At 50.0% G+C, this 12677-nt stretch carries 13 protein-coding genes; 3 read left to right on the top strand and 10 right to left on the bottom strand.

What is annotated here, in order from left to right; genetic code table 11:
• Positions 1-278 precede the first annotated feature (278 nt).
• The 5 genes from WH37_RS10895 to WH37_RS10875 form a co-directional block, all read right to left on the bottom strand.
• Positions 279-542, bottom strand: coding sequence for a YlbG family protein (locus tag WH37_RS10895; RefSeq protein ID WP_046230587.1), 264 nt, complete (start codon positions 540-542; stop codon positions 279-281).
• Between the two features lie 45 nt (positions 543-587).
• On the bottom strand, positions 588-1082 hold the full coding sequence (locus WH37_RS10890) for a YlbF/YmcA family competence regulator (RefSeq protein ID WP_082110749.1): 495 nt from the start codon (positions 1080-1082) through the stop codon (positions 588-590).
• Positions 1083-1153: 71 nt separating this feature from the next.
• Positions 1154-3010: a helicase-associated domain-containing protein gene (locus tag WH37_RS10885; protein WP_046230586.1), complete on the bottom strand. Its 1857-nt coding sequence runs from the start codon at positions 3008-3010 to the stop codon at positions 1154-1156.
• Positions 3011-3063: 53 nt separating this feature from the next.
• Positions 3064-4746: a DNA repair helicase XPB gene (locus WH37_RS10880; protein ID WP_046230827.1), complete on the bottom strand. Its 1683-nt coding sequence runs from the start codon at positions 4744-4746 to the stop codon at positions 3064-3066.
• A gap of 305 nt (positions 4747-5051) precedes the next feature.
• The gene (locus WH37_RS10875) at positions 5052-6236 is read right to left on the bottom strand and encodes a M20 metallopeptidase family protein (RefSeq protein WP_046230585.1); all 1185 of its coding nucleotides are present in this window, start codon (positions 6234-6236) and stop codon (positions 5052-5054) included.
• 229 nt (positions 6237-6465) lie between these two features.
• On the opposite strand from WH37_RS10875, the gene WH37_RS10870 reads away from it, so the two are divergent.
• Together WH37_RS10870 and ftsW are read left to right on the top strand one after the other, a co-directional pair.
• Positions 6466-6810 (top strand): YugN family protein, encoded by a 345-nt coding sequence (locus WH37_RS10870; RefSeq protein WP_046230584.1) that lies wholly within the window; start codon positions 6466-6468, stop codon positions 6808-6810.
• Between the two features lies 1 nt (position 6811).
• A complete protein-coding gene (gene ftsW / locus WH37_RS10865; protein ID WP_046230583.1) occupies positions 6812-7981 on the top strand; it encodes a putative lipid II flippase FtsW in 1170 nt (389 codons plus the stop codon).
• A 105-nt stretch (positions 7982-8086) separates the two neighbouring features.
• On the opposite strand, the gene WH37_RS10860 is transcribed toward ftsW, so the two are convergent.
• The gene (locus WH37_RS10860; protein ID WP_046230582.1) at positions 8087-8473 is read right to left on the bottom strand and encodes an Asp23/Gls24 family envelope stress response protein; all 387 of its coding nucleotides are present in this window, start codon (positions 8471-8473) and stop codon (positions 8087-8089) included.
• A gap of 150 nt (positions 8474-8623) precedes the next feature.
• On the opposite strand from WH37_RS10860, the gene cax reads away from it, so the two are divergent.
• Positions 8624-9682 (top strand): calcium/proton exchanger, encoded by a 1059-nt coding sequence (cax, locus tag WH37_RS10855; RefSeq protein ID WP_046230581.1) that lies wholly within the window; start codon positions 8624-8626, stop codon positions 9680-9682.
• Positions 9683-9944: 262 nt separating this feature from the next.
• Here cax and WH37_RS10850 read toward each other — a convergent pair whose 3' ends face one another.
• The 4 genes from WH37_RS10850 to WH37_RS10835 form a co-directional block, all read right to left on the bottom strand.
• Complete coding sequence (locus WH37_RS10850) at positions 9945-10232, bottom strand: Fpa/YlaN family protein (protein ID WP_046230580.1); 288 nt, start codon at positions 10230-10232, stop codon at positions 9945-9947.
• A 135-nt stretch (positions 10233-10367) separates the two neighbouring features.
• A complete protein-coding gene (locus WH37_RS10845) occupies positions 10368-10610 on the bottom strand; it encodes an HPr family phosphocarrier protein (protein WP_046230579.1) in 243 nt (80 codons plus the stop codon).
• A gap of 103 nt (positions 10611-10713) precedes the next feature.
• Positions 10714-11829 (bottom strand): aminopeptidase, encoded by a 1116-nt coding sequence (locus WH37_RS10840; protein ID WP_046230578.1) that lies wholly within the window; start codon positions 11827-11829, stop codon positions 10714-10716.
• An 88-nt stretch (positions 11830-11917) separates the two neighbouring features.
• Complete coding sequence (locus WH37_RS10835; RefSeq protein ID WP_046230577.1) at positions 11918-12622, bottom strand: hypothetical protein; 705 nt, start codon at positions 12620-12622, stop codon at positions 11918-11920.
• Positions 12623-12677 lie beyond the last annotated feature (55 nt).

Below are 12677 nucleotides of genomic sequence, written 5' to 3'. Positions count from 1 at the left end.
ACTATTATATCAAGTATTTTACCATGATTGACCGAATTTACAACAGAAAAAATGCTGAATCTTAAAAATAACAGTTGATGAGACGCCGCTATGGATGCGGTTCTGATTAAGAACCCGCCACAGGCTTGCAACCCCAGCATTTCGCTTGCTTTTCCCAAAACCTATTTTAGCTTCTCTCTTAGATAAAATTCCTCTCATTTATTGCCGGACATAAGAAAATAGCCCGGGTGATTGTACCCCACCCGGGCTATTGCGCACAGCCTGTTCGCTTCTAGCAGCTACATGCTGTAAAATCTTGTTTTGTCCTCACTGTCTTTCGTATATTCCGTTCGCAGCTCATTCCGGAAGGAACGTTCAATTCTGCGAACGAAAGGCAAACGTCCAATGTTGCGCAGCACTTCTTCGGCACGTTCGGCATTTACATAAATGACGACATAGTGCATTTTGCGCGACATGTAATGAACGGTGCCGTGTTTTTCAAGCGATCTTGCCGCCTTCAGGTCACTGACCCATATAATATAACCCGTCCGTTCCGGTAACAATACTATTCCCTCCACCTGTGTAAAATTCACACCGAGCAGAGCCGCCTAGCCGCAACCGCCGCTTCCGCAGCCACATGATCCGCCGCTTCCGCAACCGCCGCCGCTTGCTTCATTGCTCGGCACTTTAATCGTATCCGATACTGATTCTGCAATGGTCCGGGATACCTCAAACAACATGGTATCAACAGCCTGCTCCGCCGATTTGAAACGAACGACCGCCTCGATTTGGGCGAGCTCAGCTTCAACCGCCTTAATTTTATCTTTAGCTGCATGAAAATCAGGATGAAAACGCCCAAAACGCTGGCATTCCTCAAACAGCTCTTTCGCCTTTTCGAACTTCCTGGTCAGCGCCTTAACGTCAGCATCCTCGCTGACTGCGTCTTTCCAATATAAATATTCGGCAACTTCAGCCGACTGATTAATCCAATCACCCAGCTCGTAAGCACAAAGCAGCAGCGACGCCATATCGAGCGAAGAAACACCGCTTGCACCTTCAGGGTGTATGGGCAGAACAGCCGAGAGCTCCTTAGTAGCAGGCATTTTTCCACCTCATCTCATTCGCTTACTTCCTTATCTATCATAGCATACTAGCTTAAATAGTACATACCATTTTATGTATGAAAATTAATTCCTGGAACAAGCAGCCGCATAGCCTGCCAGCTCCCAGGGGACAACCTCACGATTTCCCCATATCGCGCGCCTGAGAAGCTGCCCGAAACTGACCAACTATTGGATTCAGCGTGCAGCTCCCAAGGCACAAAAGAAACCATTCCTTCCTCCAGAAGCAGCTCGACGGGTGTTTGCCACTGCAGCGCACGCTCCATCATCTCCCGGCTAGTGGAATGATGGTAGGCGCGGCGCTGGTTCAGCCAGCTTGCGGGAATTTGCTTTAGCCCAGCGTAGCTTCCTTGGTTGTGTTCTTCATCATGCTGGATAAGCTCATAATGGCCAAGCCATTCCTCCTGCTCTGCTCTGGATGCAGCCATTCCATAGACCGGATACAGCCTGAAACCAGCTGCAAGCGATTGCTGGGAGCTATCGTGAAAGGACGGATAATCTCTGCCTTCTCCGATGCTCCCCCCACTAGGCACTGGCTTGCTTAGCTGGCCCAACTTGCTTGCCCAGTCTCGCAGCAACGGGGCTGCTTCTGCTGCTGCATCTTGGCTCCCGGAAGCCCATCCCAGAAAAGCGAGCATTGCTGCTTCCGTTCTGCCAAAAGCAATTGCCCGTTCGATCGACTTGCGGCTAAGTCGATACAACCCCAGCTGTTCCTCGTTTACGCGCTCGGCCATAAGCTCCAGCTCCCAGCGAATACGCCCGTCGCATTCCGGAAGTACGATAATTTCCCCGTTTGGCTGTACAATGACAGCTTCATTTGGAAGCGGCGCTGCCCAATCGTCCGGCCCCTGCTGTGGATTGATCATCCAGTGAAACCAGCTGCGATCCGCAGACAGCTCCATCCGCTCGATCCAGCCAAAAGCATGCAGCGTGTCCAGCCAACCAAGCAGCAGCAGCTTATCGCCTAAATCCAATTGACCAGCTGCAACTGCAACAGCATCGCTCTGCGCATGATGCAGCCAGTCGCGGGCCTCATACCAATGCCCCGTAGAAAGTACAGACAATGCGGCTGCGCCATGCGCCAAAAGCGGCTGCCTATATAAATAATGTTCCACCATGAGGCTGTGCAGACAAGCTTCACGGGCAAGGCTGTTTAAAAGCAGCCACTGCTCTAGCTTATCCTTTACCCATACGAGCCTGTCCTCTTCCTCCTCCAGCAAGCCAAGCCTTATAGCCGTTTCCAAAATAAAGGCAGCTTTGCGCCCGTATTTGCGTACCCTATCGTCGGATATATTCAAGCAGGCGATATGTTGCTCAGTAAACGTAACGGCGATCCCTATGCGGGCAATTATTTTTTTAGGCAAAATCCCTTTATTCGTTAGCGCAAGCCCGCTTCGCGCAAGCTCCGTCCAAGCATCAAGCAATTGAAGCCCCAGCAGCCTCCCAGATGCGTGGAACTGCACCTCGTCCTCTGTCTCTGCCAAAGTGTCCATGGCCTTCCCATCCAAATGGCAGGGAAACAGCAGTTGCTGCCACAGCGCAAAGCTGTCACGAGGTACAAAATAAACGCGCTCGCCCCAATTGCGGCTTACCGAAAATACGAGCCCGCCACGCTGCAGCTCGGTTAGAGCCCAGCGAAACTCCGCACCGGACATACGCGCCAGCTTCGGGCCGAGGCGAAACAGCCTCTCCTCAGAAGCTGGATCAGCACCGGCAAGCTTCATGACCGCTTTCAGCGTCTCAAGCGTCGTAGAGGATAGCGATTGGATCGCCTCAAGCACAGAGCGGCGATCTTTAACAGCATCGCTCCACAGCCTATCTTCTTTAACCGCATACCACCACATCGGCGCTTCCATAAACGTTTGCTGTCGATAATCCGTCAGCTTGTCGGCGAGCTCGTGGACGTACATTTTTTCACCTCCTACATCATTTGCATCGGCTTGCTTAACTTCTTCAAGGGAAGCTATTCCCTTGATTCCAACGCATAGCGGTACCCCTGCTCCACCATGAACAGCTGTCGCCGCAAGGCAAAATCGAGCTCCTTGGTGCCATCGCTAACAACGGTATAGAACCATGCTTCGTTTCTTCCTTGCTTTGGTCTGAGAATACGCCCAATGCGCTGGGCCTCCTCTTGCCTGGAGCCATAGCTGCCCGATATTTGAATGGCTACTGCCGCATCCGGCAAATCAACCGCAAAATTGGCAACCTTTGAAACAGCCAGAACAGGAATCTCACCAGAGCGGAAACGATCATATAGCAGTTGGCGCTTATCCTGCTCCAGCTCTCCGGTTATAACAGGAATTGCAAGCGCTTGGGCAACCGAATGCAACTGATCTAAATATTGCCCGATAATGAGCGTTGGCACGCCCTCATGACGCTTTAACAGCTCCGTAATCACATCCGCCTTCGATGGATTTTCCGCAGCGAGCCGCAATTGGGAGCGTGGAGCAGCATCCGCATAACGCTTGCGAACAGCCTCATCCAGCGGTATGCGAATTTCTGTGCAATGAACGGACGCAATATGCCCTTCTGCTTCAACCGCCTTCCACAGCCATTCATACTGCTTCGGACCAATGAGCGAAAAAACATCCTCCGCGCAGCCATCCTCGCGTACTAGCGTTGCCGTCAGACCAAGCCGCCTCGTCGCTTGAAGATCCGCCGTCATTCGAAATACGGGCGCAGGCAGCAAATGCACCTCATCATAAATAATGAGCCCCCAGTCGCGCTCGGAAAATAAATTCATATGCTGGTAGGCATCCGACTTCGCCTTGCGGCTCGTCAAAATTTGATAGGTGGCAATCGTCACCGGACGCACCTGCTTGAGCCCGCCAGCATATTCCCCGATATGCTCGCCCTGCAGCGTTGTTTTGTCCAGCAGCTCGCGCTTCCACTGCTTGACCGAGGTCGTGCTTGAGGTCAAAATCAGCGTGGCACTGCTTAGCTTTGCGAGAGCAGCCAGCCCGACAATCGTCTTGCCAGCGCCGCATGGCAGCACGACGACTCCGCTGCCGCCATGCACGGAGCCCTCGGCGCAGAAAACATCAACCGCCTGCTGCTGATATCCTCGCAGCCCGAACGGCTTGCCTTGGAGCGTTTCTTCGCGCAGCTGCACCGTCAGCGCCTCACCGGCGTGATAACCCGCCTGATCGATGACGGGATAACCGAGCCGCGCCAGTTCCTGTTTGAGCAGCCCCCGCTCCTCCTGGCGAATTTCCACTCCTTCGCCGTTCAGATATGCTGCCAATTCCGCGCTTGCTAATTTCGGTCCGATATCCGGATGGTGAGTCAGCTCCGTGAGCAGCTCCGCGCTGCCGCTTAGCATAAGCTTGTCTCCCACTAGCTCAAGGTGAAGCTTGCCGTAACGTCCCATCCATTTGCGGATGCTCATTTCCGTATAACCCGGGATGCTGGTTGCAGCATACCTCTTCAGCAGCGCCATGACATCCTCTGCCGCCATGCCTGACGCGCAGGCTTGCCATAGCGTCATGGCGGTCATCCGGTACGTATGCCACCCGCCGGGGCGCTTGACGAGCTCTGCTAAAGCAAGCAGCTTTTCAGCGGCCTCCTCTGCCCCGGCCTGCTTCATATTAAGCAGCAGCGTCATATCGCTTTGAACAATGAGCGGCTTGCTGTGCGGTTCCAGCATTAAATCCCCTCCTCCTCTGTCGGTATACAGCTTGCCATTAGCAAAGCTGCGATGCCAACTCATCGGCCATAGTGGCCTCCTTAAGGAGCAGTATGCGGAAATAAGCCCTATTTTATGCAAGCGTAAACAGGGCTGTTTTCCTTAGAGGGCAATGCTCGTTTCGCACAAAAACAGAAGCGGACTTATAAGAAATAACGTATAAATTTCAAAAAAAAGAGCATGCCACAGTCTTCTGTGGCACGCTCCCCGTTCATGGTACTGCTATTAACAGGATCATGCAGCATCCAGTTTATCGCTCCAACAATCTAATGCTCTGAAACATAATCCTCGGCCATCCGTATGAGCAGCTCAGCAGATTTAAGCATAGCGCCTTCTTCGAAATCGAACTTAGGATGGTGATGGGAATAGCTAGTCGACGTCTCGCCATTACCCGCTCCTACCATCATAAAGCAGCCGGGAACTTTGTCCAAATAGTAGGAAAAATCTTCTGCTACCATCATTTCGTCGCCTCGCACCGCATTGCCCTCTCCCAGCATCGGCTCCGCTACACGGAAAAAACGCTCCGCTTCATGCTCATTATTAATAACGGCAGGATAGCCAATGCGAAGTTGATAATCGTATTTGGCCCCATACATTTGGCAAGTATGGTCAATCATTTGCTTCAACCGCTCATGAATATAATGGCGGCTTTCTTCATCAAAGGAGCGGACTGTCCCTTTAAGCATACAGCGCTCGGCAATAACATTATTCGTCGTACCCGCTTGGAACGAACCGATCGAAACGACGGACGGGTGCAGCGGATTAATGCTCCGGCTGACGATAGATTGAATCGACTGCACGAGGGAGGCCCCCACCACAATCGTATCAATTCCTTTATGCGGCATGCCGCCATGTCCGCCCAGCCCGATAATTTCAATTGTAAATTCATCGGCCGCGGCCATGAAAGCGCCCGCTCTTGTCGATACTTGCCCAAATGGGAGCGGGGCCCACAGATGAATGCCATAGATGACATCCACGCCGTCAAGCGCACCGTCCTTAATCATATGAATGGCACCGCCCGGCGTCACTTCTTCAGCAGGCTGGAACAATAGCCTCCGCTCGCCTTTAATAACGCCGCGATGCTCCTGATAAAACTTCGCTATGGCCAGCATCGACGATGTATGACCATCGTGCCCGCAGGCATGCATAATTCCGGGTACCGTTGACGCATAATCACACTGCTTCTCATCTTGAATCGGCAACGCATCGATATCGGCGCGCAGAGCCACTACCGGCCCAGGCTGTTCGCCTTTTATCGTCACAACGATTCCATATCCGCCTACACCTTCCTCAAACTCGCAGCCGAATTCCGCCAGCTTCCCTGCGATCCATCTTGAGGTTTTCTCCTCTTGGAAGGATAGTTCAGGATGCTGATGGAGGTATCTCCGCCACTGTACCATCTCTGGATAAAGATGTTGCAGCTTTTCTAACGTATAGACACTGGTCAACATAACAGCAAACCTCCTTCACCTTTTACACAAATGACAGACCTATCGTCTTAATTGTATAAACTTACTCTATTTTAACAGAACGAAGCTCACATGAGGAAGCTTAATTGCAGGAATGTTCATTTCTGATTGCTTTGTCGCCGTGGGTAAGGCTTGCACTGGCTGGGGAAACATACTATCATGAGAAATGAATGTTCAACAATTGGTTTTTGAATAATGAGGAGGAAACATCATGATTATTGAGAATACCGGTTTGAACGGTGTTCAGAGCGAGCTGTTCCATCTGGATGAATCGGCAGAAAAGCTCGGCTTCGTTCGTTGGCAGTGGGAATACTACCGCGCTACATATGATTTGAAGCTGGAAGATAAGGCTACGAACTCTGAATACTTTCTGCGCATCAACACGCGTGCCGTTGAAGGAAAGCTGGAATCTCCACATGCTGTCCTTGCAATTGAAGCCGTATACATCGGCAGAGCAACGTTCCCGCATGGTATGGAGTATGAATCGCCGGTGCCACAGCCTATTTTGAACACAGCTACGCAGCGATTGCAGCAACTAAAGCAATTGCTTGACTAGTATGAGCAAAACGCAAAACGGCAGCCGTGGCAGACCCGATTTTCTGCTTCTTATTTTCACGCTTCTGCTCGTCGGATTTGGGCTCGTGATGGTATTCAGCGCGAGCTCAAGCATTGCTTTATATTCGCCAAAATATTTAAATGATCCGCTTTACTTTGTTAAAAAACAGGCCGTTTTTGCAGCGGCAGGCGTATTTTTCATGCTTATACTGATGAATATACGTTATGAATTTTACAAAAAATCTTTTTTGCTTTTCTTTATTCCTGTCGTCATTTTACTTGCTATCGTTCCTTTTGCTAGTGATAACATTAACGGCGCGCACAGCTGGCTGAAAATTGGCCCCATTACCGTGCAGCCCACAGAGCCTGCAAAGCTCGCGCTCATATTGTACCTGGGCGCACTCATCTCCAAAAAAGGCGAGAAATTCCGCGACTTCAAAAAAGGTCTCGTTCCCGTCATCCTTGTAACAGGCTTCATCTGCTTTCTAATTATGCTGCAGCCGGATTTGGGTTCCTGTATGGTACTAGCAGGCTGCGCTACCGTTATGATTATGGCCGGCGGGGCAAATCTGAAGCAGGTATTCGTTACTGGCGGACTATTGACACTCGTGCTTTCCGTTGTAGTCAGCATTTCCATGGCGATCAGCCCGCAAAAGTGGTCCTACCGAATTGCCCGCTTTACTGCTTTTTTGGATCCTGTAGCAGACAAGCAGGATACTGGCCTTCAGCTCGTTTCCTCTTTACAGGCTTTAGGGCATGGCGGTTTGACCGGAGCAGGCTTTGGCGAAAGTGTACAAAAGCTGCATTATTTGACCTATGCGTATAATGATTTTATATTTGCCATTATCGCGGAGGAATTCGGCTTTATTGGAGCCTCGCTTTTTATTTTATTTTTTCTGGCTTTTTTATGGCGCTGCCTGATCGTCGCTTTGCGCTGCTCAGATCAATACGGCACCATTATTGGCGTCGGCATTGTTGGGCTGTTCAGCATCCAGGCATTCATTAACATTGGCGGAGTAACAGGCGCTATACCGCTGACAGGGGTAACGCTCCCTTTCATCAGCTCTGGTGGTTCATCGCTTATGGCCTGCCTCATGTGTATTGGTGTACTGCTCAGTATTTCACGAGAAGCGAATCGCAATGCAAAGCCGAAAAACAAACGTCAAAACTAAAACAAGCTTCCCACCTGTTATGAGGCGCGGAAGCTTGTTTATTGTTGTCTTGTTATATCAGAATGAACAGCTCTAGCCGCACGATGCGGAACAAGCAATCACCGATTATTTTATACGCGGAGTAGCTGCTTCCTCAAAAACTTCTTCTTCCTTAAACACAACGCCTTCTACTTTCACATTCACTTCAACGACTTGAAGACCAGTCATGTTCGATACCGATTCCCTTACATTGAGCTGGAGCTGGCGGCATACTTCCTGAATAGGAATGCCATAATGTACGATAATACGCAAATCAATTGCGGCTTCGAGCTGTCCGACTTCCACGGAAACACCCTTCTGAACGTTTTTCCCGCTTAGGCGTTTAGCAAGCCCTTCAGAAATCCCGCCAGACATGGCTGCTATACCTGGAGTCTCAAGTGCGGCGAGTCCCGCGATTGTTGCTACTACGTCATCAGAAATACGAATAATGCCTGTTTTAAGGTCCTCGGTCATCTTCTTCACTCCTCCATTTGCTATATATGTATATTGTACTGGATGGCTTAACCGGAAGCAACTTTTGTCGATTAAAATAACGGTTATCTGTCGAATAGAATTGGATATATTATATAACAGGTTTGCAGATTTTCACAAAGGGGTGGCCTCGTGAGACAGAAGCTTTTTTTCACCGGATTAATCGTCATGTTTGCCTTTAGCGCTATTGCTCATTACACGCATATGGATATGACGCTGCAATTCGCCATTTCCGCCATTGCGATTGTATTCGCAGCAGGCTTCCTCGGGAAAGCGACGGAAAGCGTCGCTCACTATGCCGGTCAGCGGCTCGGCGGCTTTCTCAATGCGACATTCGGCAACGCCGCGGAGCTAATCATCGCTTTTTTCCTCGTCAAGGAAGGGCTGTTCGACATGGTAAAAGCGAGCATTACCGGCTCCATTATCGGCAATTTGCTGCTCGTGCTAGGGCTCAGCCTGCTCGCCGGCGGCCTTAAATTCAAGCAGCAGCATTTCAATCAGCAGCTTGCCCAGCATAACTCGACTCTTATGGTGCTTGCCGTCATCGGCTTGTTCGTGCCGGCCATCTTCGTCGGAGCCGAACATTTCACGGTGGAGAAAGATCATTTTCTGAGCCTTGCCGTTGCGGTCATTTTGATTTTGGCCTACGTGCTGTGGCTGCTATTCTCCATGGTGACACATAAACAAATGCTGGAAGACAGCGAAATGAGCGCCGATCATGGCGAAGAGCCTGCCTGGTCTAAGGGCCGCTCCGTCCTCATGCTCGTTGTCGCCACCGTTATGGTCGCTTTTATTAGCGAATGGCTTGTCCACACGCTGGATACGTTTACAACGCGTTTTGGGCTGTCTGAGCTGTTCGTGGGTGCATTCATCATTGCCATTGTCGGCAATGCCGCAGAGCACAGCGCAGCCGTTATACTGGCAATGAGGAATAAAATCGGTGCAGCCGTCGAGATTGCTATCGGCAGCAGCTTGCAAATCGCCCTGTTCGTCGCTCCAGTACTCATTATTGCCAGTGCTTTAATGGGCAAAACGATGGATATTATTTTTACGCCGATTGAGCTGACCGCTATCGCGGTTTCCGTCTTTATCGCAAAGTCGGTATCGGGAGACGGACAGACCAACTGGTACGAAGGCGTGCTGCTGCTAATGGTTTATTGTATTTTGGGCATTGCTTTTTATTTGGTATAAAATGCTAAATACCGGGATAGTGCTGAAAAGGGATTTGGGATGCGCAGAAGGTTTGGAGTTCGATCGCTGTTGCACTTGGATTCACTGATACACCATCTCAATGGTGGGAATCCAAGTGCAAAGGTGAGCGCTGCCGCTTCTCACTTCCAACCTTTTGCTCCGCCCTGCCTTTTTCAACACACTCCCATCACAACAAAGACAAAGCCGCGAAATAAAAAAGCAAATAAACATACAAAAAAAAGGAGCAGGCCGCATGGTACGCCTACTCCTTTCTATTCAACGCTTCGTAAAGCTGAGCGAGATTGCGCTCCAATCGACTTAGCAGCTCCTTGCCGCTATGATCAGCGATCAATCCTGCGCGTACTGCAAAATCAATTTCCCGCGAGAATCCATACATCTGCGTGTCCAATACTTCCTCGTACAGCGGACATTGACGGGTCGTCAAGTTCTCCATCTGAACCTCAATCAATTTCTCTATTTTAGCCGCATCCTCCATAAGGAGACGAAGAGCTTTCTCATGCAATTGAACCGTGACTTCCGGTGAAGACATCGTTTTCCCCCCTAATGCGTGTACCCGCCGTCGTCTATACCCTTTATATTAGACGAAAAAGAGCCAATATACAAGGACAAAACAGAAAAGCGCCCCTTCGGCTAGCGAAGAGGCGCATGTACTGGTGTAACCTGTTTATTCAGAAACAACCGCAATATTCAGGTTATGCTTAGCGAAAACAGCTGCCATTGCGGCTTTTGCTTCCTCAGCATCTGGTCCATGGACGTGAAGCTCGTAGGAATGACCGCCTACCAGCGTAGTAAACAATCCCAAAATACTTTTAACATCAATATATTTGTTATCTGCTTGCAGAACGATTGATGAGCGAAATTGACCTGCTGCTTGGGATATTTCTACAATAGCTGCGTTGTTAGACATGGGGAACCCCTCCAATTAAATTAGTAAAGCTTACCTTCGAAATCATGATAACCTGAAATCAAAGATCGGGCAAGAGGCAAATTGTAAAACGCTTCTTTTTCATTTATTTCAAATTTTCGGAATTTAATGCCTCAAGCTCCGGAATCACGAAATGTCCATCCTTGCGAATAAGCACATCATCGAAATAAATTTCCCCTCCGCCATACTCTGGACGCTGGATGAGCACAAGATCCCAGTGAACGGACGACCGATTTCCATTGTCTGTCTCATCATAAGCGCGGCCTGGTGTAAAGTGCAGGCTTCCGGCAATTTTCTCATCGAATAGGGTATCATTCATCGGGTGCAAAATATGCGGATTAAAGCCAATTGCAAATTCGCCAATATAGCGCGCGCCCTCATCCATATCCAAAATTTCATTCAAGCGCGCTGTATCGCTGCTTGTCGCCTTGACGATTTTGCCATTTTCAAACGTGAAGCAAATGTCCGAGAAGGTTACGCCTGAATACACGCTTGATGCATTGTAGGAAATGGTGCCTTGTACCGAGTCGCGCACAGGAGCCGAAAATACTTCTCCATCCGGAATGTTGCGGTGGCCGGAGCATTTTTTGGAACCGATATTTTTAATGGAAAACGTGAGATCGGTGCCTGGCGATACAATTCTTACGCGATCGGTTTTGTTCATCAAAGCCTGAAGCGGGTCCATCGCTTTGTCCATTTTCGCATAATCCAAATTACATACGTTAAAATAAAAATCTTCAAACGATTCCGTGCTCATTTTCGCCAGCTGCGCCATCGATTCGTTCGGATAACGCATAACGACCCAACGCGTGCGCTTTACCCGCTGATCCATATGTACAGCATCGCGATAAATTTGCTCATACAGCCGCATTTTATCTTCCGGAACGTCGCTCATTTCATTGACATTGCCACCTGCGCGGATACCGATATAAGCATCCATTTGTTTCATGCGCTGCAAATCATATTTCGTCCACTCTTCGATTTGCTCTTTGCTTCCGTTCTGCAGCAGCGTGCGTGTCACCGCAGGGTCTGTAATTTCCACAAAAGGTCTGCCGCCAAGCTTCGCCACCTCTTCAATTAAAGCTTTCGTCAGCTCGCGTTCCGAGCCGATCACTTCAATAAGTACATTTTCTCCCGGCTGTACGCCGATGGAATAGCCTGCCAAATTGGCAGCTAGCTGCTGAATTCTTGGGTCGCGCATGTTAACCTCTCCTCCAAATCATTGCTTCTCTATAGTTGATAATTACTACCAACTCCATCGTAACATGTTTAACAGGCGCGTGCATCCTTCATGGAGAGGTGGAACCGTCAAAAGCGCTGAGCGAGATGTTCGTCGTCCGCTTCTCCATGATCCTCTTGCCCTGCTTTTGATAAGCAAATATAGTTTGCTCCTCCAATTGGAGCGGCACCAGCCTGCTGCGGTCGATCGTCAGCTTGTATTGTCCATCCACTTCTAATGTGGACAGCATTTGCTGCAGTTCCTGATGAGACGTCTCATACGTGCGCAGCCATTCCTGCCGGAGCTCCCCTTCCGCTGCAGGAGCCTGACTCGCAAGCGCCGCCATTTCTGCCGTCAAGCGCTGCTCCCACCTTCTCTTCGCTGCCATCTTGTCAACCGCTGCCTGAAGCACGATATGCCCTTCAGCTGTTGCCGCCGTTTGAATACTTACCTTATTTGTCGATTGCTGAAGCTCCTTAAGCAGCTCCGCTGGCGTGCGGGATTCGCTCTGATCCGCTGCTGTCGCTGCATACGATTTGACCTGCTCATGATTCACCACTTCTCCCGAGAAGCGCCGCGGCGTGTAGCTCCAGCCATCTGCTCCAATAATGGAAGTAGAGCCGCTGAAGCTGTATGTATCTGTTGCCGCAAGCCCTGCTGCTGATAATGAAAGCCATTGCTCTGGGGTTCGTTTATCCGCCACATCCATGCAGCCGCTCAGCCATGCCGTGCATGCGAGTAGAGCTAATAGAGCAGACCGCTTAATTGTTCTCATTGTGCTTCCCTCCTGAGGTTGCGTTTGCTCCCTCTAGCTTCCCCGAAGCAGTAGG

The organism is Paenibacillus algorifonticola, from assembly GCF_000971975.1.
GTDB classification, from domain to species: Bacteria; Bacillota; Bacilli; order Paenibacillales; family Paenibacillaceae; genus Pristimantibacillus; species Pristimantibacillus algorifonticola.
Note: the sequence above shows the minus strand (reverse complement) of the source record. Positions and strands in the feature narration are given on the sequence as shown.